Genomic DNA, 22,478 nt, shown 5'->3' with positions numbered 1-22,478 from the left:
TCGCCTCGACGGCGATGCTTCCCTGCTTTTACGCAAAACCCCGCACCACAAGGATTCTCGAATGCCCGCACTGCCATGGACCTATCTGGCACTCCTCTGCATCGGCTACGGCTGGGCGCTCATCTATGGCCAACTGGGTTGGCTGGCGGCAATTCCCGTCGCACTGCTGGTGGGTGCCGGCATTGCCGTACGCCAGCAGCAACACCCTTATGCCCGCTATTTCGGCCACGCGCTGTTCGTGGTCCTGGCGCTCGCGCTGGCCATGCACTGGCTGCCCGGTTTCTACAATGGTCGCGCCATCGCCCCGCAACGTTTCACCGACGATGCCGTGCCGTTTTCCATGTACCTGAATCAGGACAAACCGCTGATTGGCTTTTGGCTGTTGCTGGCCTGCCCATGGATTGTCGGCCGTCGCTCCCTGCGCCTGTCATTGTCTGCCACCGCGATGGCGCTGACCCTGAGCGTCATTGCCGTCCTGGGCGGTGCGATGCTGCTGGGCATGATCGGCTGGGCCCCCAAATGGCCCGACCAGGCCTGGCTCTGGGTGCTGAACAATGTGTTGTTGGTGACGCTGGTCGAGGAAACGCTGTTTCGCGGTTACATCCAGGGTGGCTTGAGCCGCCACTGGAAACACCTGCGCCATGGCGAACACCTGGCCCTGCTGTGCGCCGCCCTGCTGTTCGGCCTCGTTCACGCGGGCGCTGGCTGGCAATGGGTGCTCTTGGCAAGCATTGCCGGGGTCGGCTATGGTCTGGCGTACCGCTTTGGCGGCCTAAGCGCAGCCATCGCCACCCACTTTGGCTTGAACCTGCTGCACTTCGGTCTGTTTACCTACCCGATGCTGGCCCGATAATTTTTCACTCTACCGGCGCTGAAGGCCTCACGGCCGAGATCAGCTCCGCCACCGTTCAGGATGAACAACGTGCCCCTCCCCAGTCTGATTTGCCCTTCACCGCCTACGTTAATCACCGCCCGACGCCAAGCGCGCCAGTGAGACACCGCGCTCAAATATTGAAAAATTATTTCAATATATTCATGTCGCCGCCGACAACCTTTCAAAGCCTTGCGGATTGAAAAAGCCATGCGTAATAACCAGCCCATAACACAACGCGAACGGACCTTCCCGGCTCAGCAACGGTTGATCTCGACAACCGACGCAAAAGGCGTGATCACTTACTGCAACGACGCTTTCGTCGAAATCAGCGGGTTTTCTCGTGAGGACCTGATCCGTGCGCCGCACAACCTGGTTCGTCACCCCGACGTCCCGGCTGCGGTCTTCGCGCACATGTGGGGCACATTGAAACAAGGCTTGCCATGGATGGGCATTGTCAAGAATCGCTGCAAGACCGGTGACCACTACTGGGTTAACGCCTACGTGACACCGGTGTTCGACGGCAACCAGGTGATCGGTTACGAGTCGGTGCGGGTCAAGCCCACCGCCGAGCAGATCCGCCGCGCCGAAGCACTCTACCAACGCATCAACCAGGGCAAGTCCGCCATTCCAAAAACCGATAAATGGCTGCCCGTGCTTCAAGACTGGCTGCCGTTCATTCTGGTCAGCCAACTGAGCTTCATGATCGGCGCCTCCCTGAATTCCCATTGGGGGTTCGCCCTGGCCGCCGGCCTTTCCGTGCCGCTGGGCCTGATGGGCCTGAGCTGGCAACAACGCGGCCTCAAACGCCTGCTGCGCCTGGCCGAGCAGACCACTTCCGACCCGCTGATCGCCCAGATGTACACCGACAGCCGTGGCGCTCAGGCGCGTCTGGAAATGTCCATTCTCAGCCAGGAAGCACGCCTCAAAACCTGCCTGACCCGTCTGCAGGACACCGCCGAACACCTGACCGAGCAAGCGAAACAGTCCGATACCCTGGCGCACAACAGCTCCAACGGCCTGGAGCGTCAGCGCGTCGAGACCGAGCAAGTGGCCACCGCCGTCAACCAGATGGCCGCCACCACTCAGGAAGTCGCCAGCCACGTGCAGCGCACCGCCGACGCCACTCAGGAAGCCAATCGCCTGACTGGTCGCGGCCGCGACATTGCCGGTGAAACCCGCGAAGCCATTCAGCGCCTGTCGGAAGTGGTCGGTGAAACCGGCCTGACCGTGACCCAACTGGCCAAGGACAGCGACGAAATCGGCGGCGTGGTCGATGTGATCAAAGGCATCGCCGACCAGACCAACCTGCTGGCCCTCAACGCCGCCATCGAAGCGGCCCGCGCCGGTGAAATGGGCCGGGGTTTTGCGGTGGTTGCCGACGAAGTCCGGCAATTGGCGCAACGCACCAGCGAATCCACCGGGCAGATCCACACCCTGATCGCCAAGCTCCAGCAAACCGCCAGCTCTGCGGTGCAAACCATGGAAGCCGGCCATCGTCAGGCCGAAGAAGGCGTAGCGCGCGTGCTTGAAGCCGACCAGGCATTGGTGGGCATCAGCGAAGCGGTGGCCAACATCACCGACATGACCACCCAGATCGCCGCCGCGACCGAGGAGCAAAGCTCGGTGGCCGAGGAAATCAGCCGCAACATCAGCACCATCGCCGCCCTCGCCGACCAGACCTCGGAACAGGCCCAGCACTCGGCAAAACTGAGTGAAGAACTGACCCGCACGGCCCACACGCAGTACTCGTTGGTGGAACGCTTTAACCGCTGACTGGTGCCAGGGGTTGATACCTGGACTGCAACTTCAAGATCTACCCATCACCCCAGCCCTCTCCCAAATAGGGAGAGGGGAAAGGGAGCCGATCTCTGGCGCTTTCAACGCCTGAGTTCAACTCGAAATCGCAGGTTGCAGTTTCTCCTACAAACAACGCGATCAGCCCCCTCACCCTCTGGGAGAGGGCTGGCCCTGAAGAAATGCAGCCACTTTCTGCGCCGCAACCGCCAAATGTTGATCATGGTTAAAACCGGACGCCTTCAATGGCTTCAAATCATGATCCCCCGCCACCAGCCAGATCACTTCAATGCTCGGGGATAGACTGTACCCCTCGACCGCCTCCCGATTGCCCAACGCATCCCGCTCACCCTGAACGATCAACGTCGGCGTCTTCAACCCGGCCAAGTGCTCGACCCGAGGTTTCTCCGGCTTGCCCACCGCATAGAACGGATAGCCCAGACACACCAACCTGTCGGCACCCAGCTCATCCGCCAGCAAACTGGCCATGCGCCCACCCATGGACTTGCCGCCGATGGCCAGACGCCCAGTGACATGGCGTCGCACCTGGGCGTACACCTCGCGCCAGCATTCGAGCAGTTTCGGGGCCGGGTTGGGCGGACGCTTGCCACCGTCCAGACGTCGTTGCGCCATGTACGGGAACTCGAAACGCAGCACGTTGACGCCTTGTACGGCAAGGCGTGCGGCGATGTCGCTCATGAAGCCGCTGTCCATCGGCGCGCCCGCGCCATGGGCAAGAATCAAGGTCACAGGCGTGGCCGAAACCGCCGACGAAGCTTCATCCCACAGCCATCCGTGATCCTGCACGCACTGCGCCCATTGATCCCCGTCAATACTGGCATTGTGCTCTTTGTCCATGCTTGCCTCGCTTTTTAGTCTGCCTATAACTCCAGGCGAAGGAAGCGTCTTGCCTCGCGCAAGCGCGCATTGATTTCGCCTGAACCGTGGATGGGGAACCATGAACACTTCTGTAAGTACCGCCTATAACTACAAGGTGGTCCGCCAATTCGCCATTATGACGGTGGTGTGGGGCATCGTCGGCATGGGGCTCGGGGTTTTTCTCGCTGCTCAATTGGTCTGGCCCGAACTCAACTTCAACCTGCCGTGGACCAGCTTCGGTCGCCTGCGCCCGCTGCACACCAACGCGGTGATCTTCGCGTTCGGTGGTTGCGCACTGTTCGCCTGCTCCTTCTACTCCGTGCAACGCACCTGTCAGGCCCAGCTGTTCGCGCCGAAAATCGCCGCGTTCACCTTCTGGGGCTGGCAACTGGTGATCCTGCTGGCGGCCATCAGCCTGCCACTGGGCTACACCAGCACCAAGGAATACGCCGAACTGGAATGGCCGATCGACATTCTGATCACCATCGTCTGGGTCGCCTACGCCATCGTGTTCTTCGGCACGCTGATGAAGCGCAAGACCAAGCACATCTACGTGGGCAACTGGTTCTTCGGCGCGTTCATCATCACCGTGGCGATTCTGCACATCGTCAACAACCTGGAACTGCCGGTCAGCCTGACCAAGTCCTACTCGGTGTACGCCGGTGCGACCGACGCCATGGTTCAGTGGTGGTACGGCCATAACGCGGTAGGTTTCTTCCTCACTGCCGGCTTCCTGGGGATGATGTACTACTTCGTGCCGAAACAGGCCGAACGTCCGGTGTATTCGTATCGCCTGTCGATCGTGCACTTCTGGGCACTGATCACCCTGTACATCTGGGCCGGCCCGCACCACTTGCACTACACCGCGCTGCCCGACTGGGGCCCAGTCGCTGGGCATGGTGATGTCGCTGGTACTGCTGGCACCAAGCTGGGGCGGCATGATCAACGGCATGATGACGCTCTCGGGGGCCTGGCATAAGTTGCGCAGCGACCCGATCCTGCGCTTCCTGGTCGTCTCCCTGGCGTTCTACGGCATGTCGACCTTCGAAGGCCCGATGATGGCCATCAAGACCGTCAACGCCCTCTCCCACTACACCGACTGGACCATCGGCCACGTACACGCCGGCGCTTTGGGTTGGGTCGCGATGATTTCGATCGGTGCGCTGTATCACATGATCCCGAAAATCTTCGGTCGCCCGCAGATGCACAGCATCGGCCTGATCAACGCGCACTTCTGGCTCGCGACCATCGGCACCGTGCTCTACATCGCCTCGATGTGGGTCAACGGTATCGCCCAAGGCCTGATGTGGCGCGCAGTCAACGAAGACGGCACCCTGACCTACTCCTTCGTCGAAACCCTGGTGGCCAGCCACCCAGGCTTCGTCGTGCGGCTGATAGGCGGTGCGATCTTCCTCACCGGCATGTTGCTGATGGCCTACAACGTCTGGCGCACCGTGCAGTCCGCCAAGCCCGCTGAAGTCGCCGCCGCTGCGCAGATGGCCTGAGGAGTCCCGCCATGAGACACGAAACAATTGAAAAAAACGTCGGCCTGCTGATGCTGCTGATGGTCTTCGCCGTCAGCATCGGCGGCCTGACCCAGATCGTTCCGCTGTTCTTCCAGGACGTCACCAACAAGCCGGTCGAGGGCATGAAGCCCTACACCGCCTTGCAACTGGAAGGCCGTGACATCTACATCCGCGAAGGTTGCGTGGGTTGCCATACCCAAATGATCCGCCCGTTCCGCGCCGAGACCGAACGCTACGGCCACTACTCGGTTGCCGGTGAAAGCGTCTGGGACCACCCGCACCTGTGGGGTTCCAAGCGTACCGGTCCGGACCTGGCCCGTGTGGGCGCACGCTACTCGGACGACTGGCACCGTGCTCACCTGTTCAACCCGCGCAACGTCGTGCCGGAATCGAAAATGCCCGCCTACCCATGGCTGGTCACCCGGCCGCTGGACAGCAGCCTGACCGAAACCAAGATCCGGGCCATGCGCACCCTCGGCGTGCCGTACACCGATGCCGACATCGAGGGCGCCACGGCCTCGCTCAAGGGCAAGACCGAAATGGACGCGCTGGTCGCCTACCTGCAAGTGCTCGGCACCGTTATCAAGAGCAAGAGGTGAGCCATGGGTTTTGAACTCAGTACTGGAATGATCCGTGGCCTGGGCACGCTGGTGGTGATGATCGCCTTCATCGGCCTGTCGATATGGGTCTTCAATGCCAAACGCAACCCGGAGTTCGCCCAGGCACGGCTGCTGCCGTTCGCCGACGAACCGTTGCCCGGCGCCGCCGGGACTCAACCTGATGACTCGCAATCCCAAGAGCCTGCAACAAGGAGCATTCGGCCATGACCACCTTCTGGAGTACGTGGATCTGCGTACTGACCATTGGCAGCCTGATCGGCCTGACCTGGCTGCTGGTCGGCACCCGCAAGGGCGAGACCAAGGGCAGCGTCGACCAGACCATGGGCCACAGCTTCGACGGCATCGAGGAGTACGACAACCCATTGCCACAATGGTGGTTCATGCTGTTCGCCGGCACGCTGGTGTTTTCCGTCGGTTACCTGATCCTCTATCCGGGCCTGGGTAACTGGAAAGGCATCCTGCCTGGCTATGAAAACGGCTGGACCGGCGTGCATGAATGGGAAAAGGAAATGGCCAAGGCCGACGCCAAGTTTGGGCCGATCTTCGCCAAATTCTCAGCCATGTCCGTAGAAGAAGTTGCTAAAGACCCGCAAGCGTTGAAAATGGGCGGCCGCCTGTTTGCTTCCAACTGCTCGGTCTGCCACGGCTCGGATGCCAAGGGCGCGTTCGGCTTCCCGAACCTGGCCGACAGCAGCTGGCGCTGGGGCGGCAGTGCCGACACCATCAAGGCCACCATCATGGGCGGGCGCGTTGCGGCGATGCCGGCCTGGGGTGATGCACTCGGTGAAACCGGCGTGAAAAACGTCGCGGCCTATGTTCGTCACAGTCTGGCCGGCCTGCCACTGCCAGCCGACAACGACGCCGACCTGCAAGCCGGGCAACAGACGTTCAGCACCACCTGCGCGGCCTGTCACGGCCCAGCGGGCCAGGGCCTGGAAATCATGGGCGCTCCCAACCTGACCAAACCGGCAGCGTTCATCTACGGCACCAGCCTGGCGCAGTTGCAACAGACTATCCGCCATGGTCGCCAAGGCCATATGCCCGCACAAAGTGAACTGCTCGGCGCCGACAAAGTGCAACTGTTGGCCGCTTACGTGTACAGCCTGTCGCAAGGCGCTTCCGCCAAACCTGCACAGGCTCAGGCCAAAAACGAGTAAATCCTCAGCGCTTCACTGCCGCATCCGCTCGGATGCGGCAGTTCCCTGCCTCTGCGCGACCAAGTGTCGCACCCTCCGATGGTCCGCCTTTCAACTCTCAAGTTTCGGGTCTAAGCTTGCCCGGAAGCGGACTGGTAACAGCCGGTCACAGGCCACGCGTATCCGAAGCGTTCGACGATTGTGCAGGGTGACAGGCCGCAAAGGCTGGTAGATACCGGCTGTCGCGCAAATTGCCATCCGTCACCTGCCCTCCTCGTTTGAACACACCCAGTTACAACTGACCCGACCCCCTCGCCTTTTTCGTCCGCCGGGACATTTTGCCACAGGGCAATTTTGTCCCTACGCGGCGCATGGAAAGGCCGCAGAATCAGCTTTTGAAAGCATTGACCCAGGTCATGGCGCGTTGCAATGACCCCCCGCTTTCTCCATACTTGCGGCCGATTTTTATCCCTAATAAAACACCCAAACCGTGGAACCTTAGAATGAGCACAGCAATCAGTCCGACTGCTTATAACTATAAGGTAGTCCGCCAGTTCGCCATCATGACGGTGGTCTGGGGGATCCTTGGCATGGGGCTCGGTGTCTTCATCGCCTCGCAACTGGTCTGGCCGGAATTGAATTTCGGCCTGCCATGGACGAGCTTTGGACGCCTGCGCCCACTGCACACCAACCTGGTGATTTTCGCCTTCGGTGGTTGTGCATTGTTTGCCACTTCTTACTACGTCGTGCAGCGAACCTGCCAAACGCGACTGATTTCCGACAGCCTCGCGGCCTTCACCTTCTGGGGATGGCAAGCGGTGATTATCGGCGCGATCATTACCTTGCCGCTGGGTTACACCACCACCAAGGAATACGCGGAACTGGAATGGCCCCTGGCTATCCTGCTGGCTATCGTCTGGGTCACCTACGGTCTGGTGTTCTTCGGCACCATCACCAAGCGCAAGACCAAGCACATCTACGTGGGCAACTGGTTCTACGGCGCCTTCATCGTCGTGACGGCGATGCTGCACATCGTCAACCACGCCTCGCTGCCGGTCACGTTCTTCAAGTCCTACTCGGCCTACGCCGGTGCGACTGACGCAATGATCCAGTGGTGGTACGGCCACAACGCGGTAGGTTTCTTCCTGACCACCGGCTTCCTGGGGATGATGTACTACTTCGTTCCGAAGCAGGCCGAGCGTCCGATCTACTCGTATCGCCTGTCGATCGTGCACTTCTGGGCACTGATCACCCTGTACATCTGGGCCGGCCCGCACCACCTGCACTACACCGCACTGCCGGACTGGGCTCAGTCGCTGGGCATGGCGATGTCGATCATCCTGCTGGCACCGAGCTGGGGCGGCATGATCAACGGCATGATGACCCTGTCGGGCGCCTGGCATAAGCTGCGCACCGACCCGATCCTGCGTTTCCTGGTCGTGTCCCTGGCGTTCTACGGCATGTCGACCTTCGAAGGCCCGATGATGGCCATCAAGACCGTCAACTCGCTGTCGCACTACACCGACTGGACCATCGGCCACGTACACGCCGGTGCCTTGGGCTGGGTTGCGATGATTTCGATCGGCGCCCTGTACCACATGATCCCGAAAATCTTCGGCCGCCCGCAGATGCACAGCATCGGCCTGATCAACACCCACTTCTGGCTCGCGACCATCGGCACCGTGCTCTACATCGCTTCGATGTGGGTCAACGGCATCACCCAGGGCCTGATGTGGCGTGCAATCAACGACGACGGCACCCTGACCTACTCGTTCGTTGAAGCGCTGCAAGCCAGCCACCCTGGTTTCATCGTTCGCGCCCTGGGCGGTGCGTTCTTCGCCAGCGGCATGCTGTTCATGGCCTACAACGTGTTCCGTACCGTTCGCGCCTCGAACCCGGCTGAAGCCGAAGCCGCCGCCAAGATTGCTGTAGTTGGAGCTCACTGATGAAGCATGAAGCAGTCGAGAAGAATATTGGCCTGCTGGCCTTCTTCATGGTCATCGCCGTCAGCGTCGGCGGCCTGACCCAGATCGTTCCGCTGTTTTTCCAGGACGTCACCAACAAGCCGGTCGAAGGCATGAAGCCTCGCACCGCCCTTGAACTGGAAGGCCGCGACATTTACATCGCCAACGGTTGTGTCGGCTGCCACTCGCAGATGATCCGTCCGTTCCGCGCTGAAACCGAACGTTACGGCCACTACTCGGTAGCTGGTGAAAGCGTCTGGGACCACCCGTTCCTGTGGGGTTCCAAGCGTACCGGTCCGGACCTGGCCCGTGTCGGCGGTCGTTACTCCGATGACTGGCAGCGTGCGCACTTGTACAACCCGCGCAACGTAGTGCCTGAGTCGAAAATGCCGGCGTACCCGTTCCTCGTGGAAAACAAGCTCGACGGCAAGGACACCGCGAAGAAAATGGAAGTCTTGCGCACGCTCGGCGTTCCTTACACCGACGAAGACATCGCCGGTGCCAAGGATGCCGTGAAGGGCAAAACCGAAATGGACGCGCTGGTGGCCTATCTGCAAGGCCTGGGCACCATCATCAAAAGCAAACGGTGATTTAGATGGATATCGGGATGATTCGTGGCCTGGGCACCGTCGTCGTGATGGTGGCCTTTATCGGTCTGGCGTTGTGGGTGTTCAGCCCCAAGCGCAAGTCGGAGTTTGAAGACGCGACCTTGCTGCCTTTCGCGGATGATCCCGAAGCCATCAAGCACGTCGAGCAAGCTTCTAGGAGTAACAAAGAATGACTACGTTCTGGAGTCTGTACGTCACAGTCCTCAGTCTGGGTACCATCTTCGCCCTGACCTGGCTGCTGCTGTCGACCCGCAAGGGCCAGCGCGCCGAACAGACAGACGAGACGGTTGGCCACTCCTTCGACGGGATCGAGGAGTACGACAACCCACTGCCGAAATGGTGGTTCATGCTGTTCGTCGGCACCATCGTGTTCGCCCTCGGCTACCTGGTGCTCTACCCGGGCCTGGGTAACTGGAAAGGCCTGCTGCCGGGTTATGCCTACCTGGATAACGACAAGAAAGTCGAGTTTGCCAACAAGGAATCCGGCTGGACGGGCGTTCACGAGTGGGAAAAGGAAATGGCCAAGTCGGACGCCAAGTTCGGCCCGATCTTCGCCAAATTCGCTTCCATGCCGATTGAAGAAGTCGCCAAGGACCCGCAAGCCCTGAAGATGGGTGGCCGCCTGTTCGCCTCCAACTGCTCGGTTTGCCACGGTTCCGACGCCAAAGGCGCTTATGGCTTCCCTAACCTGACCGACGCCGACTGGCGCTGGGGCGGCGAACCGGAAACCATCAAGGCCACCATCATGGGCGGTCGCCACGCCATCATGCCGGCATGGCTCGACATCCTGAAGGAACAAGGCGTCAGCGACGTAGCCGCTTACGTACTGAGCAACCTTGATGGCCGCAAACTGCCAGAAGGCGCGAAGGCCGACCCGGTCAATGGCCAGAAGCTGTTTGCCGCCAACTGCGCGGTCTGCCACGGTCCGGAAGGCAAAGGCACCCCAGCGATGGGCGCACCTAACCTGACGCACCCGGCAGCGTTCATCTACGGTTCGAGCTTCGCTCAACTGCAGCAGACCATCCGTTACGGCCGTCAGGGCCAGATGCCTGCGCAAGAACAGATGCAAGGCAACGACAAGGTTCACCTGCTGGCCGCTTACGTCTACAGCCTCTCCCACGGTGAGAAAGCTGCCGACGCCGAGTAAGGCAGACGCCTGAAGCAACACCCGAACGGCCCCGCCAGTGAGAACTGGCGGGGCCGTTTTCATTTCAGGCTTACCTCAGGATAGGGATAACCTTGTCGACTTTGCGACTGGGCCAGTTACTGTTTCGAACAACACTGACCGACAACGACTTTTTGTCAGCGGAGAAACTGGTAATCAAGTAGGTTTGCTGAGAAGCAGACCCGCTCATGAATACCGGCACATCACCAAAATACTTCCGCTTGTCCCAATCAAAGTAAGTCCCCGCGCCCCAATGATCATGCCCACCAAAAGCGGCCGTCACCTTGTATTTCTCAATCATCTGCCGGAATCTCGAAATCTGCTCGTCCCCACCGTCCCACAAGTAAACCTTGTGCATATTGAGAATGATGACTTTGCCCTGCTCGCGAGCCCTCTTTAAATCCTGCTCCAACCAGTCGAGTGCCGAGGTGATTTCAAACACTGTCGACGCAAGCGGATTTCCAGCGGTAAATCTCACCGTGTAAGTCGGCTCATTATTCAACTGAACCATGTGCACATCACCGTAACTTTTCGAATAGGCGAGGCTGCCATAGTAAACCGTTCCAAGACCGGAACTTCTCGCCGCCAGATCCATGGAGCCGACCTTCCCCCAGTAGCGATCCTTAAGATCATTGACACTTCCAGCTGCACAGTTATTCAGGAAACAGTCATCCACATTATTGGCATAGTCATGATTGCCCAAGCCGTAGTCATAAAGCCCCTCCAACTTATCCTCAAAGACCGACTTCATGTATGAGCGCTCGCCACCATGACCGAAGGCGGTTATGTCACCGTTAATCATCACCGGTATACCGGCCGCACCACCATTGAGTTTCCTGAAGCTCGATATATCGGAATACTGCAAGCCGATCAGCTCTTTTGAGCGCGCCTCCTTGTTTGGATCAGGGAGACCCTCATCAGTCAGATCGCTCCAGGGGTATTGCGAGTCCGACACAAACACCATGTGGTGCGGTGTCCCCACTGACGAAGCTCCATAGACCCCGGGAACAACCAGCAGCAATGAAAGACACGCCAACAGTTTGCTTTTCTCATATAACTTCATAGAAATCCATTTCCATCAATATTTAACAGCAACCCAACGACAGCTGCAAAATATACCGCCAACCGGCAATTAACAAACCATCAGCTTCCACAGATCAACAGAAGATATTTCCAGCACTTCCTGACACTTATAAGTTTAAAAAAAACACGCCCTGTTCATTCCAACTTATACGAACGTAAAGACCGGGAAAGGCATGTAGCAGAAAACCCAAATTCGTTACACCCCTTGCGGGCGCACTGTCGCCCCCCTTGCTGGGCGGGGAGCTATACTCAACAAGTCAATTGACCTGCATCATGATTTGTTACATTTGCTACACCATCCACGATTTTTCCCCAACGCGACCAAAGGTCGCACCCTTGCCCTAGAGCGACAGGCGTATCATTACGCCACTGCAACACCCCTTTTTGACCGCGGTCGGCACGTACTGACCGAGGCATTTTTCCACTGCCGTGGGATGCAATAGATGAGCAACCAGATTCCGGTACACGACGTCACCCCCCCATCCAAGAACGCGAACAACAGCGTCGACCTTTACGCCTCTCGGGAAAAAATCTACACCCGCGCCTTCACCGGCCTGTTTCGCAACCTGCGGATGATGGGCGGCGCCGGGTTGTTTCTGCTGTATTTCGGCACGGTCTGGCTTAACTGGGGCGGCCATCAGGCCGTCTGGTGGAACCTGCCGGAGCGCAAATTCTTCATTTTCGGCGCGACCTTCTGGCCGCAGGATTTCATCCTGCTCTCGGGCCTGCTGATCATCAGTGCCTTCGGTCTGTTCTTCATTACGGTGTATGCCGGACGCGTCTGGTGCGGCTATACCTGCCCGCAAAGTGTCTGGACCTGGATTTTCATGTGGTGCGAAAAGGTCACCGAAGGCGACCGCAACCAGCGCATCAAGCTCGACAAGGCGCCGATGAGCGCCAACAAATTCCTGCGCAAGTTCAGCAAGCACAGCTTGTGGCTGCTGATCGGTTTCGTCACCGGCATGACCTTCGTCGGCTACTTCTCGCCGATTCGCGAACTGGTGATCGACTTCTTCACCGGGCAAGCCGATGGCTGGTCGTACTTCTGGGTCGGTTTCTTCACCTTCGCCACGTATGGCAACGCCGGTTGGTTGCGCGAACAAGTCTGCATCTACATGTGCCCTTATGCGCGCTTCCAGAGCGTGATGTTCGACAAGGACACCCTGATCGTCTCCTACGACCCGCGTCGCGGCGAAAGCCGTGGCCCGCGCAAGAAAGGCGCCGACTACAAGGCCCAGGGCCTGGGCGACTGCATCGACTGCACCATGTGCGTCCAGGTGTGCCCGACCGGTATCGACATCCGCGACGGCTTGCAGATCGAGTGCATCGGCTGCGCCGCGTGTATTGATGCCTGCGACAGCATCATGGACAAAATGGAGTACCCGCGCGGGCTCATCAGCTACACCACCGAACACAACCTGTCCGGGCAGAAAACCCATAAACTGCGCCCGCGCCTGGTGGGTTACGCCCTGGTGCTGCTGGCGATGATCAGCTTGTTGATTACCGCGTTCTTCATGCGTTCGCTGGTGGGTTTCGACGTCAGTAAGGACCGCGTGCTGTACCGCGAGAACGCCGAAGGCCGGATCGAAAACGTCTACAGCCTCAAAGTCATGAACAAAGACCAGCACGACCACACTTACTTGCTCGAAGCCTCCGGCCTGCCGGACCTCAAGCTGCAAGGCAAGCGAGAAATCAAAGTCGCCGCCGGGGAGATTTTCAGCATGCCGGTCGAGTTGTCGAGCGCACCGGAACAACTGCCGTCGAGTACCAACGAGGTGAAATTCATCCTCAAGGATGCCGATGACGACAGCGTCCACGTTGAAGCCAAGAGCCGATTCATCGGCCCACAAATCCGTTGAGAGAGATCATCATGCCCGCAGCAACTGCCATCAGCCCTTGGTACAAGCACCTTTGGCCCTGGATCATCATCGGGATCCTGGCCTGCTCGGTGACCCTGACCTTGTCCATGGTGACAATCGCCGTGAACAACCCGGACAACCTGGTCAACGACAATTACTACGAGGCCGGCAAAGGCATCAACCGCTCGCTGGACCGTGAACTGCTGGCCCAGACCCTGCAATTGCGCGCCAAGGTCCACCTGGACGAACTCACCGGTGAAGTCGAACTGCACCTGACCGGCAACAGCATGCCCGCGACCCTGGAACTGAACCTGATCTCGCCGACCCAGCCGGAGAAGGATCGCAAGATCGCCCTGGCCCTTAGCGGCACCGAACAGGGCCGCTACGTGGGCCAACTGGGCGACAAGGTCGAGGGCCGTCGTTTCGTCGAGCTGCTGGGCAGCCAGGACGACCACGTGTGGCGCATGTTTGAAGAAGAACAAGTCAGCCACGACAAGAACCTGCTGCTCGGTGATGAACCGCTGCAGGGTGCGGAAGACCTGAAAAAATAATCACCTTCAGAAGCCCCCTCACCCTAACCCTCTCCCTCAGGAGAGGGGACTGATCTCGAGCGCTTGCATGCTTTGTGTATGGCAGTGACGATATCGGCGACTGAACCTGTTTTTCCGGCTCACATCAATCGGCTCCCTCTCCCTCTGGGAGAGGGCTGGGGTGAGGGCAAGCGGACCACCCAAATACAAGGGTTCACCCCCTCAACGATGCCATGACCACGCCAACGCCCTGCTACCACTGCGCCCTGCCCGTCCCGGCCGGCAGCCGGTTCACCGCCGTCGTACTCGGCGACACCCGCGAGCTCTGCTGCCCGGGCTGCCAGGCCGTGGCCGAAGCCATCGTCGCAGGCGGGCTTGAGCACTATTACAGCCACCGCAGCGAAGCCTCGGCCAACCCCGAAGCCTTGCCGGTGCAACTGATGGACGAGTTGGCGCTGTACGACCGCGCCGACGTCCAGCAACCCTTTGTCCGTCACGACGGCGACCTCGCCGAAGCCACGCTGCTGATGGAAGGCATCAGTTGCGCCGCCTGCGGCTGGCTGATCGAGAAACACCTGCGCAGCCTGCCGGCCGTGGCCGAGGCGCGACTGAACCTGTCCAACCATCGCCTGCATGTGCGCTGGGCCGACAGCCAGTTGCAGCTGAGCCAGGTGCTCAACGAACTGCGCCACATCGGCTACGCCGCCCACCCTTATCAAGCCGACCGCGCCAGTGAACAACTGGCCAGTGAAAACCGCCTGGCCCTGCGCCAGCTCGGCCTTGCCGGGCTGCTGTGGTTTCAGGCGATGATGGCGACCATGGCCACCTGGCCCGAATTCAACATCGACCTCAGCCCCGAGCTGCACACCATCCTGCGCTGGGTCGCGCTGTTCCTCACCACGCCTATCGTGTTCTACAGCTGCGCGCCATTTTTCAAGGGTGCCATGCGCGACCTGCGCACCCGCCACCTGACCATGGACGTGTCGGTTTCCCTGGCGATTGGCGGCGCTTATCTCGCCGGCATCTGGACTTCAATCACCGGAGTCGGCGAGCTGTATTTCGACGCCGTGGGCATGTTCGCCCTGTTCCTGTTGGCCGGCCGGTATCTGGAACGCCGTGCCCGCGAGCGCACTGCGGCCGCCACCGCGCAGCTTGTAAATCTATTGCCGGCGTCATGCCTGCGCCTCAGCGCAGACGGCCAGAGCGAGCGGATCCTGCTCAGTGAATTGCGCCAGGGTGACTGCGTGCTGGTCCATCCCGGCGCCATCCTCCCGGCCGACGGCAAGATTCTCGACGGTCAGTCGAGCATCGACGAATCCCTGCTGACCGGCGAGTACCTGCCTCAACCTCGGGCAGTGGGCGATGCGGTCACCGCCGGCACCCTGAACGTCGAAGGCGCACTGACCGTCGAAGTGCTGGCGCTGGGTCAGGACACTCGCCTGTCAGCCATCGTCCGCTTGCTCGACCGCGCCCAAGCTGAAAAACCGCGGCTGGCCGAAATCGCCGACCGCGCTGCGCAATGGTTTTTGCTGCTGTCGCTGATTGCCGCAGCGGCCATCGGCTTGCTGTGGTGGGAACTGGATTCGTCCCGTGCATTCTGGATCGTCCTCGCGATGCTGGTCGCGACCTGCCCTTGCGCACTGTCGCTGGCGACACCGACCGCGCTGACCGCCGCCACCGGCACCCTGCACAAACTCGGCCTGCTACTGACCCGCGGGCACGTGCTCGAAGGCCTGAACCAGATCGACACGGTGATTTTCGACAAGACCGGCACTCTCACCGAAGGGCGCCTGGCCTTGCGCTCAATTCGCCCGCTGGGCGCGCTCGACAGCGATCAGTGCCTGGGGCTGGCCGCCGCGCTGGAAAACCGCTCCGAACACCCGATTGCCCGCGCCTTTGGCCGGGCGCCCGTGGCGGCCGAAGAAGTGCTCAGCTCACCGGGGCTGGGCCTCGAGGGCCTCGTCGGCGAACAGCGCTTGCGCATCGGTCAGCCGGCGTTTGTCTGCGCACTCAGCGGCTGCGCCGTACCACCAATGCCGGACGAAGCCGGGCAATGGCTGCTGCTGGGCGACAACGCTGGCGCGCTGGCATGGTTCGTACTCGATGACCGTCTGCGTGCCGATGCCCCTGCCCTGCTGGCGGCGTGCAAAGCACGCGGCTGGCGCACGCTGTTGTTGTCCGGCGACAGCTCGCCGATGGTGGCCAGCGTTGCCCTTGAGCTGGGCATTGACGAGGCCCGTGGCGGCTTGCGGCCGGACGACAAGTTGCAGGTCTTGTGGCAGTTGCATAAGGAAGGTCGCAAGGTGTTGATGCTCGGCGACGGAGTCAACGACGTGCCGGTACTGGCCGCCGCCGATATCAGCGTCGCCATGGGTTCAGCCACCGACCTTGCGAAAACCAGCGCCGACGCCGTCCTGCTGTCCAACCGCCTCGACGCCCTGGTGCAAGCCTTCAGCCTGGCGCGGCGTACACGCCGGGTCATCATCGAGAACCTGCTCTGGGCGGCGCTGTACAATGGCCTCATGTTGCCGTTCGCCGCCCTCGGCTGGATCACTCCGGTGTGGGCGGCGATCGGTATGTCCATCAGTTCGTTGATCGTGGTGCTGAATGCCCTGCGCCTGACACGCCAGATCACGTGAAAACTACTGCGCTCGCTACGTTTTCACGCGACCTGGAAACAGACGATTGACAGGAAAAGCAAAATCAACGTCCGCTACCGGTTTGCACCGGGCGGGCATGGAGTCCAGATGCCAGCTCTTTACGTGATGATCCCGGCCGCACTGCTGATCGTGGCCATCGCCATTTACATCTTCTTCTGGGCGGTCGACAGCGGCCAGTACGACGACCTCGACGGCCCGGCCCATAGCATTCTGTTCGACGATCAGGACCCTCAGCACCAGGCCGCCATCGACGAAGCAACCGGCAAACAGCCAACCGATCCGACCCCGCCCACCGACAAGGCCCCACCTCATGTTTGAACTGGCACCCTTGCTGGTTTCCGCTGTCATCCTCGGCCTGCTGGGCGGTGGCCATTGCCTGGGCATGTGCGGCGGCTTGATGGGCGCACTGACCCTGGCGATCCCCAAGGAACAACGCAGTCGGCGGTTCCAGTTGTTGCTGGCGTACAACCTGGGGCGGATTCTCAGCTACGCCACGGCGGGCCTGCTGATCGGTCTCGCCGGCTGGGCGGTGGCCAACAGCCCGATGGCCATGTTCATGCGGATTCTGGCCGGGTTGCTGCTGATATCCATGGGTTTGTACCTGGCCGGTTGGTGGAGCGGGCTGACCCGTATCGAAAGCCTGGGTCGCGGCCTGTGGCGGCATGTGCAGCCGGTTGCCACCCGCTTGCTGCCGGTCTCCAGCCTGCCGCGCGCCTTGCTGCTGGGCGCGCTCTGGGGCTGGCTGCCATGCGGCCTGGTTTACAGCACGCTGCTGTGGGCGGCGAGCCAGGGCAACGCCATCGATAGCGCGCTGCTGATGCTCGCTTTCGGCCTCGGCACCTGGCCGGTGCTGCTCGCCACTGGCCTGGCCGCCGAACGGGTCACCGCGCTACTGCGCAAACGCAGCGTGCGCATGACCGGCGGCATTCTGGTGATGCTGTTTGGCATCTGGACCCTGCCGGGGCCGCATCAGCATTGGTTGATGGGGCACTAACCCTCCCAACCGGCCTTGATGCAAATCAAGATGCCCAAGGCGCCAACCCCCTAGACTCGCCACCACTGCAAGCCTATCCGGGGGAATGCCCGCATGCTCGACGCCATTCGTTGGGACACAGATCTGATCCGCCGCTATGACTTGGCGGGACCTCGTTACACCTCCTACCCGACCGCGGTGCAATTCAACAGCCAGGTCGGCACCTTCGATTTGCTGCACGCCCTGCGCGACAGCCGCAAGGCCCTCAGGCCGTTGTCGCTGTACGTGCATGTGCCGTTCTGCGCGAACATTTGCTACTACTGCGCCTGCAACAAAGTCATCACCAAGGACCGTGGCCGCGCCCAGCCCTACTTGCAGCGCCTGGAGCAGGAAATCCAGTTGATCGCCTGCCACCTCGACCCGAACCAGAAAGTCGAGCAACTGCACTTTGGCGGCGGCACCCCGACCTTTCTCAGCCACGATGAACTGCGCCAGTTGATGGCCCAGTTGCGCAAGCACTTCAACTTGCTGGACGACGATTCGGGTGACTACGGCATCGAAATCGACCCGCGTGAAGCCGACTGGTCGACCATGGGCCTGTTGCGCGAACTGGGCTTCAATCGGGTCAGCATCGGCCTGCAAGACCTCGACCCGGCCGTGCAGCGTGCGGTCAACCGCCTGCAAAGCCTGGAAGAAACCCGCGCGGTGATTGAAGCCGCCCGCACCTTGCAGTTTCGCTCGATCAACATCGACCTGATCTATGGCCTGCCCAAGCAGACGCCGGAAAACTTCGCCCGCACCGTGGACGAAGTCATCAGCCTGCAACCGGACCGGCTCTCGGTGTTCAATTACGCGCACTTGCCGGAACGCTTCATGCCGCAACGGCGCATCAACGGCAACGAACTGCCGGCGCCTGCCGACAAACTGAAAATGCTCCAGAACACCATCGAACAACTGACCGCGGCCGGGTATCGCTACATCGGCATGGACCACTTCGCCCTGCCCGACGACGAACTGGCCATCGCCCAGGAAGAGTCGACGTTGCAGCGTAATTTCCAGGGCTACACCACCCACGGCCATTGCGACCTGATCGGGCTGGGCGTGTCGGCCATCAGCCAGATTGGCGACCTGTACTGCCAGAACAGCAGCGACCTCAACCAGTACCAGAACGCCCTGGCCAGCGCGCAACTGGGCACCAGCCGTGGCCTGGTGTGCAACCAGGACGACCGCCTGCGCCGGGAAGTGATTCAACAATTGATTTGCAACTTCAGCCTGGAGTTCACCGTGATCGAGAAAGCGTTCAACATCGACTTTCGCGGTTACTTCGGCGAGCTTTGGCCACAGTTGCAGGCCATGGCCGACGATGGCCTGATCGATCTCGACAGCGAGAAAATCACTGTGCTGCCCGCCGGCCGGTTGCTGGTGCGTTCGGTGTGCATGGTGTTCGATGCGTACCTGGAACAGCAGAACCGCCAGCGTTTCTCTCGGGTGATTTAAGGCTTCATCAACAAAGAGGCCGCCTTCATCACCTGGTCAGCGCTCAAACCCGCCTGCTTCATGGCTTTGGCCAATGAAGCATTGGCGGTAATCAAGCCGCCACTGATCCCGGTGATGGCCGATTGCAAGGCACCCACCTTGGCACGCATCTGCTCCGGCGACAGGCTCTTGTCCGCCATCACCGCTTGCAGCTCGGCCATTTTTTCAGCGAGTTGGCGCTGCAACTTACGAATCATTTTCAGGATCTGCTGAATGTTGTCCGGCAACCCGCTTTCTTCGATGTCGCTGTCGGCGCCCCCGGCTCCGGACGATTTATTCAAACCGGTACCGGACAACGAAACTTTAATTCCCTCGGCCAGGACCGGCGCTTCAAACAGCGGCGGCGGGACGACTTCATCGTCAGCGCCGTTTTTCAACAGCTCGTTCAACGGCTGCAAGCCGCTGTTGCCGCTGGTGGGAGCACCAATGGAGGACATGAACACGGTTCCTTGTGGGGTATCGAATAACAGGTTATCGGTCAGCGCACCGGGAGCTTTATGGCCCTGCGCCATTACGGCACAGGCTGGCTTCAAGGTCCTTGGGTGGGTTACCCTTACGGCTTATGTGTGATTTCCCACAAGGATTTAAGAAATGTCCGAGCCAGTAAAACTGCGCGCTCATAACCAGGCCCATTGCAAGGATTGCAGCCTGGCCCCTCTTTGCCTGCCACTTTCGCTGAATCTGGAAGACATGGAAGCGCTGGACGAAATCGTCAAACGTGGTCGCCCGCTGAAAAAGGGCGAGTTTCTGTTTCGCCAGGGTGACCAGTTCGATTCCGTCTTTGCAGTACGCTCCGGCGCCTTGAAAACCTTCAGCCTGAGCGACAGCGGCGAAGAACAGATCACCGGCTTCCACCTGCCGAGCGAACTCGTCGGGTTGTCGGGCATGGACACCGAAAGCCATCCAGTGTCGGCCCAGGCGCTGGAAACCACCTCGGTCTGTGAAATCCCTTTCGAACGCCTTGATGAACTGGCCCTGCAATTGCCGCAGTTGCGCCGTCAATTGATGCGGGTAATGAGTCGCGAAATTCGTGATGATCAGCAGATGATGCTGCTGCTCTCCAAGAAGACCGCCGATGAACGCATCGCGACCTTCCTGGTCAACCTCTCCGCCCGTTTCCGCGCGCGCGGCTTCTCGGCCAATCAGTTCCGCCTGAGCATGTCGCGCAACGAAATCGGCAACTACCTGGGGCTGGCGGTGGAAACCGTCTCCCGCGTCTTCACGCGCTTCCAGCAAAACGAGCTGATCGCCGCCGAAGGCAAGGAGGTGCACATTCTGGACCCGATCCAGCTCTGCGCACTGGCTGGCGGTTCGGTCGAAGGCTGACCGTGCGAATGCGGCTGAGCGAACCTGCTCAGCCGCCGTTATACTGCGGCGTTTGCAGCCCGCCAGGACACTTCGACGATGCTCATCGACGCCTTCGACATCAAATCCCTGATCCGCCCCGTGATCGACTTCCCCAAGCCGGGCGTGATCTTTCGCGACATCACCCCGCTGTTTCAGTCGCCCAAGGCCCTGCGCCTGGTGATGGACAGCTTTGCCCACCGCTATGTCGAGGCTGACTTCACCCACATCGGCGCGATGGATGCCCGTGGCTTTCTGATTGGCTCCGTCCTCGCCTATCAACTGAACAAGCCGCTGGTGCTGTTCCGCAAGCAAGGCAAACTGCCGGCCGACGTGTTGGCCGAGGGTTACCAGACCGAATACGGCGAAGCCTTTCTGGAAGTCCACGCCGACAGCCTGTGCGAAGGCGATTCGGTGCTGATGTTCGATGACCTGATTGCCACGGGCGGGACGCTGATTGCTGCGGCCAACCTGGCTCGGCGCATGGGCGCGCGGATTTTCGAAGCCGCGGCGATTATCGACCTGCCGGAACTGGGCGGCTCCCAACGCCTGGAAGACATGGGCATCCCGACGTTCTGCCTGACGCAGTTTGCGCTGACCGACAAGTAACGCGGCACCTGGGCTGACGCCATCGCGAAGAAGCTCGCTCCCACATTTAATCTTTGTCATGCACAAGATTTGTGTACACCGAAGATCCATGTGGGAGCGAGCTTGCTCGCGATGGCGTCAGCCGGTACACCACTGTTTCAAAACCCCATCTGCTTGGCGATGATTTCATTCATCACTTCCCGCGTACCGCCACCAATCGACAATATCCGGTTATCGCGGTACAGCCGCTCCACCAGGCTTTCACGCATGTAACCCAACCCGCCAAGAATCTGTACTGCGTCGGTGGTGATGCGATCAGCCGTGTCGGTGGCAACATTCTTGGCCATTGAAATTTCCTTGATCACGCTCTGCCCCGCGGCCATTTTCGCGGCCTGCCGATAGGTGAACTCCCGAGAAACCTCCAGCGCCGTGGCCATTTCTGCCAACCGATGCTTGATCACCTGGAACTTGCCAATCGGCTTGCCGAACGCTTCGCGCTGCCGCGCCCACTTCAGGCTCTCTTCCAATGCCAGTTGCGCCGTCATGTTGGCCATGAGCGCCAGCGCCAGGCGTTCGCTCTGGAAGTTGCCCATGATGCAGGCAAACCCCATGTTTTCGGCACCGATCAAGTTTCCGAGCGGCACCCGGCAATCGTCGAAGAACAATTCGGCCGTGTCCGACGCCCACCAGCCCATTTTCTTCAGCTGACGCCCTACGGTGAAACCCGGCGTGCCTTTCTCGATCATCAACAGGCTGATGCCGCCAAAACCCGGCTCGCCGGTACGCACCGCGACGGTGTAGAAATCTGCACGTACGCCGCTGGTGATAAAGGTTTTGCTGCCGCTGACGCGATAACAGTCGCCGTCTCGCACGGCACGGGTTTGCAGGTTGGCCACGTCGGAGCCACCGCTGGGCTCGGTAATCGCCAGGGCGCTGATTTTTTCGCCGCTGAGCACCTGAGGCACCACCCGCTCGCGAACCGCTGGCGTGGCCCACTTGAGGATCGGTGGGAGGCCGATGTCCAGCGACCCGAGCCCCGCGACCACGCCACCGGAACCACTGCGCATCAGTTCTTCGCTGGCGGCAATCTTGGCGAACAGGTCACCTTCGTGGCTGCCGCCCAGTGCTTCGGGGTAGCCGATGCCCAGAATACCCGCGGCGCCGGCCCTTGAGGTACAGCTCACGGGGAAAGCTCTCGACTTCTTCCCACTGGTCAATGTCCGGCAAGATCTCGCGCTCGACGAAACGTCTGACGCTGTCGCGGACCAATTGGTGGCTGGGGTCGAAGTATTCCTGGCAAGCGGGCATCGGCGATCTCCACTGAAGGTTCAGTGAAGCT

The 22,478-nt window shown here is 60.5% G+C and carries 20 protein-coding genes and 2 pseudogenes; 18 read left to right on the top strand and 4 right to left on the bottom strand.

From position 1 onward, the window contains the following. The first annotated feature begins 61 nt into the window (after positions 1-61). The gene (locus tag AABM54_RS09610) at positions 62-853 is read left to right on the top strand and encodes a CPBP family intramembrane glutamic endopeptidase (RefSeq protein WP_347905102.1); all 792 of its coding nucleotides are present in this window, start codon (positions 62-64) and stop codon (positions 851-853) included. 228 nt (positions 854-1,081) lie between these two features. Continuing rightward, a complete protein-coding gene (locus tag AABM54_RS09605; protein ID WP_347905101.1) occupies positions 1,082-2,647 on the top strand; it encodes a PAS domain-containing methyl-accepting chemotaxis protein in 1,566 nt (521 codons plus the stop codon). 171 nt (positions 2,648-2,818) lie between these two features. Here AABM54_RS09605 and AABM54_RS09600 read toward each other — a convergent pair whose 3' ends face one another. Beyond that, positions 2,819-3,526, bottom strand: a complete 708-nt coding sequence (locus AABM54_RS09600) for an alpha/beta family hydrolase (RefSeq protein WP_347905100.1) — start codon at positions 3,524-3,526, stop codon at positions 2,819-2,821. 100 nt (positions 3,527-3,626) lie between these two features. On the opposite strand from AABM54_RS09600, the pseudogene ccoN (AABM54_RS09595) reads away from it, so the two are divergent. The 8 genes and pseudogenes from ccoN (AABM54_RS09595) (at position 3,627) to ccoP (AABM54_RS09560) (ending at position 10,548) form a co-directional block, all read left to right on the top strand. Then, positions 3,627-5,052: pseudogene (gene ccoN / locus AABM54_RS09595) on the top strand (cytochrome-c oxidase, cbb3-type subunit I). A gap of 11 nt (positions 5,053-5,063) precedes the next feature. Then, entirely contained in the window at positions 5,064-5,672 is a 609-nt protein-coding gene (gene ccoO / locus AABM54_RS09590) for a cytochrome-c oxidase, cbb3-type subunit II (RefSeq protein ID WP_347905099.1), read from the top strand. Positions 5,673-5,675: 3 nt separating this feature from the next. Beyond that, positions 5,676-5,900, top strand: coding sequence for a CcoQ/FixQ family Cbb3-type cytochrome c oxidase assembly chaperone (locus tag AABM54_RS09585; RefSeq protein WP_347905098.1), 225 nt, complete (start codon positions 5,676-5,678; stop codon positions 5,898-5,900). Further along, positions 5,897-6,850 carry a cytochrome-c oxidase, cbb3-type subunit III gene (gene ccoP / locus AABM54_RS09580; protein WP_347905097.1) on the top strand — a complete coding sequence of 318 codons (954 nt, stop codon included), beginning with the start codon at positions 5,897-5,899 and terminating at the stop codon, positions 6,848-6,850. Before AABM54_RS09585 ends, ccoP (AABM54_RS09580) begins: the two co-directional genes overlap by 4 nt. A gap of 482 nt (positions 6,851-7,332) precedes the next feature. After that, complete coding sequence (gene ccoN / locus AABM54_RS09575; RefSeq protein WP_347905096.1) at positions 7,333-8,775, top strand: cytochrome-c oxidase, cbb3-type subunit I; 1,443 nt, start codon at positions 7,333-7,335, stop codon at positions 8,773-8,775. Then, a complete protein-coding gene (ccoO, locus tag AABM54_RS09570) occupies positions 8,775-9,383 on the top strand; it encodes a cytochrome-c oxidase, cbb3-type subunit II (RefSeq protein WP_010456412.1) in 609 nt (202 codons plus the stop codon). Before ccoN (AABM54_RS09575) ends, ccoO (AABM54_RS09570) begins: the two co-directional genes overlap by 1 nt. 5 nt (positions 9,384-9,388) lie before the next feature. Next, positions 9,389-9,574, top strand: coding sequence for a CcoQ/FixQ family Cbb3-type cytochrome c oxidase assembly chaperone (locus AABM54_RS09565; RefSeq protein WP_003175465.1), 186 nt, complete (start codon positions 9,389-9,391; stop codon positions 9,572-9,574). Then, complete coding sequence (ccoP, locus tag AABM54_RS09560) at positions 9,571-10,548, top strand: cytochrome-c oxidase, cbb3-type subunit III (RefSeq protein WP_347905095.1); 978 nt, start codon at positions 9,571-9,573, stop codon at positions 10,546-10,548. Before AABM54_RS09565 ends, ccoP (AABM54_RS09560) begins: the two co-directional genes overlap by 4 nt. A gap of 70 nt (positions 10,549-10,618) precedes the next feature. Here the strand turns inward: ccoP (AABM54_RS09560) and AABM54_RS09555 are convergent, their stop codons facing one another. Continuing rightward, on the bottom strand, positions 10,619-11,629 hold the full coding sequence (locus tag AABM54_RS09555; protein ID WP_347905094.1) for a metallophosphoesterase: 1,011 nt from the start codon (positions 11,627-11,629) through the stop codon (positions 10,619-10,621). Positions 11,630-12,092: 463 nt separating this feature from the next. On the opposite strand from AABM54_RS09555, the gene ccoG reads away from it, so the two are divergent. From ccoG to hemN, 6 genes are all read left to right on the top strand, one after another. Continuing rightward, on the top strand, positions 12,093-13,508 hold the full coding sequence (gene ccoG / locus AABM54_RS09550) for a cytochrome c oxidase accessory protein CcoG (RefSeq protein WP_347905093.1): 1,416 nt from the start codon (positions 12,093-12,095) through the stop codon (positions 13,506-13,508). A gap of 11 nt (positions 13,509-13,519) precedes the next feature. Beyond that, positions 13,520-14,059 (top strand): FixH family protein, encoded by a 540-nt coding sequence (locus AABM54_RS09545; RefSeq protein WP_347905091.1) that lies wholly within the window; start codon positions 13,520-13,522, stop codon positions 14,057-14,059. 212 nt (positions 14,060-14,271) lie between these two features. Next, a complete protein-coding gene (locus AABM54_RS09540) occupies positions 14,272-16,677 on the top strand; it encodes a heavy metal translocating P-type ATPase (RefSeq protein ID WP_347905089.1) in 2,406 nt (801 codons plus the stop codon). A gap of 108 nt (positions 16,678-16,785) precedes the next feature. Continuing rightward, positions 16,786-17,016, top strand: coding sequence for a cbb3-type cytochrome oxidase assembly protein CcoS (gene ccoS / locus AABM54_RS09535; RefSeq protein WP_347905087.1), 231 nt, complete (start codon positions 16,786-16,788; stop codon positions 17,014-17,016). Then, positions 17,009-17,692 carry a sulfite exporter TauE/SafE family protein gene (locus AABM54_RS09530; RefSeq protein ID WP_347905085.1) on the top strand — a complete coding sequence of 228 codons (684 nt, stop codon included), beginning with the start codon at positions 17,009-17,011 and terminating at the stop codon, positions 17,690-17,692. Before ccoS ends, AABM54_RS09530 begins: the two co-directional genes overlap by 8 nt. A 93-nt stretch (positions 17,693-17,785) precedes the next feature. Then, the gene (gene hemN / locus AABM54_RS09525) at positions 17,786-19,168 is read left to right on the top strand and encodes an oxygen-independent coproporphyrinogen III oxidase (protein WP_347905083.1); all 1,383 of its coding nucleotides are present in this window, start codon (positions 17,786-17,788) and stop codon (positions 19,166-19,168) included. On the opposite strand, the gene AABM54_RS09520 is transcribed toward hemN, so the two are convergent. Further along, a complete protein-coding gene (locus AABM54_RS09520; RefSeq protein WP_347905081.1) occupies positions 19,165-19,644 on the bottom strand; it encodes a hypothetical protein in 480 nt (159 codons plus the stop codon). The two genes, hemN and AABM54_RS09520, sit on opposite strands and share 4 nt — an antisense overlap. 154 nt (positions 19,645-19,798) lie before the next feature. On the opposite strand from AABM54_RS09520, the gene fnr reads away from it, so the two are divergent. Both fnr and AABM54_RS09510 read left to right on the top strand, forming a co-directional pair. After that, positions 19,799-20,533 (top strand): fumarate/nitrate reduction transcriptional regulator Fnr, encoded by a 735-nt coding sequence (gene fnr / locus AABM54_RS09515; protein WP_347905079.1) that lies wholly within the window; start codon positions 19,799-19,801, stop codon positions 20,531-20,533. Positions 20,534-20,611: 78 nt separating this feature from the next. After that, positions 20,612-21,160, top strand: a complete 549-nt coding sequence (locus tag AABM54_RS09510; RefSeq protein ID WP_347905077.1) for an adenine phosphoribosyltransferase — start codon at positions 20,612-20,614, stop codon at positions 21,158-21,160. A 137-nt stretch (positions 21,161-21,297) separates the two neighbouring features. Here AABM54_RS09510 and AABM54_RS09505 read toward each other — a convergent pair. Further along, positions 21,298-22,447, bottom strand: a pseudogene (locus tag AABM54_RS09505) (acyl-CoA dehydrogenase family protein). Positions 22,448-22,478: the final 31 nt, after the last annotated feature.

This window comes from Pseudomonas purpurea (assembly GCF_039908635.1).
In the GTDB taxonomy this organism is placed as follows: Bacteria; Pseudomonadota; Gammaproteobacteria; order Pseudomonadales; family Pseudomonadaceae; genus Aquipseudomonas; species Aquipseudomonas purpurea.
This window is presented reverse-complemented; position numbering and strand designations above follow the sequence as displayed.

What these genes read in the sequence shown, in the direction of transcription:
- ccoP (WP_347905095.1), top strand. Translation starts at nt 9,571, where the DNA reads ATGACTACGTTCTGGAGTCTGTACGTCACAGTCCTCAGTCTGGGTACC.
- AABM54_RS09605 (WP_347905101.1), top strand. Translation starts at nt 1,082, where the DNA reads ATGCGTAATAACCAGCCCATAACACAACGCGAACGGACCTTCCCGGCT.
- ccoG (WP_347905093.1), top strand. Translation starts at nt 12,093, where the DNA reads ATGAGCAACCAGATTCCGGTACACGACGTCACCCCCCCATCCAAGAAC.
- ccoO (WP_347905099.1), top strand. Translation starts at nt 5,064, where the DNA reads ATGAGACACGAAACAATTGAAAAAAACGTCGGCCTGCTGATGCTGCTG.
- AABM54_RS09610 (WP_347905102.1), top strand. Translation starts at nt 62, where the DNA reads ATGCCCGCACTGCCATGGACCTATCTGGCACTCCTCTGCATCGGCTAC.
- AABM54_RS09565 (WP_003175465.1), top strand. Translation starts at nt 9,389, where the DNA reads ATGGATATCGGGATGATTCGTGGCCTGGGCACCGTCGTCGTGATGGTG.
- AABM54_RS09555 (WP_347905094.1), bottom strand. Translation starts at nt 11,629, where the DNA reads ATGAAGTTATATGAGAAAAGCAAACTGTTGGCGTGTCTTTCATTGCTG.
- ccoS (WP_347905087.1), top strand. Translation starts at nt 16,786, where the DNA reads ATGCCAGCTCTTTACGTGATGATCCCGGCCGCACTGCTGATCGTGGCC.
- AABM54_RS09545 (WP_347905091.1), top strand. Translation starts at nt 13,520, where the DNA reads ATGCCCGCAGCAACTGCCATCAGCCCTTGGTACAAGCACCTTTGGCCC.
- AABM54_RS09510 (WP_347905077.1), top strand. Translation starts at nt 20,612, where the DNA reads ATGCTCATCGACGCCTTCGACATCAAATCCCTGATCCGCCCCGTGATC.
- ccoP (WP_347905097.1), top strand. Translation starts at nt 5,897, where the DNA reads ATGACCACCTTCTGGAGTACGTGGATCTGCGTACTGACCATTGGCAGC.
- ccoO (WP_010456412.1), top strand. Translation starts at nt 8,775, where the DNA reads ATGAAGCATGAAGCAGTCGAGAAGAATATTGGCCTGCTGGCCTTCTTC.
- AABM54_RS09585 (WP_347905098.1), top strand. Translation starts at nt 5,676, where the DNA reads ATGGGTTTTGAACTCAGTACTGGAATGATCCGTGGCCTGGGCACGCTG.
- fnr (WP_347905079.1), top strand. Translation starts at nt 19,799, where the DNA reads ATGTCCGAGCCAGTAAAACTGCGCGCTCATAACCAGGCCCATTGCAAG.
- AABM54_RS09530 (WP_347905085.1), top strand. Translation starts at nt 17,009, where the DNA reads ATGTTTGAACTGGCACCCTTGCTGGTTTCCGCTGTCATCCTCGGCCTG.
- AABM54_RS09520 (WP_347905081.1), bottom strand. Translation starts at nt 19,644, where the DNA reads ATGTCCTCCATTGGTGCTCCCACCAGCGGCAACAGCGGCTTGCAGCCG.
- hemN (WP_347905083.1), top strand. Translation starts at nt 17,786, where the DNA reads ATGCTCGACGCCATTCGTTGGGACACAGATCTGATCCGCCGCTATGAC.
- AABM54_RS09600 (WP_347905100.1), bottom strand. Translation starts at nt 3,526, where the DNA reads ATGGACAAAGAGCACAATGCCAGTATTGACGGGGATCAATGGGCGCAG.
- AABM54_RS09540 (WP_347905089.1), top strand. Translation starts at nt 14,272, where the DNA reads ATGACCACGCCAACGCCCTGCTACCACTGCGCCCTGCCCGTCCCGGCC.
- ccoN (WP_347905096.1), top strand. Translation starts at nt 7,333, where the DNA reads ATGAGCACAGCAATCAGTCCGACTGCTTATAACTATAAGGTAGTCCGC.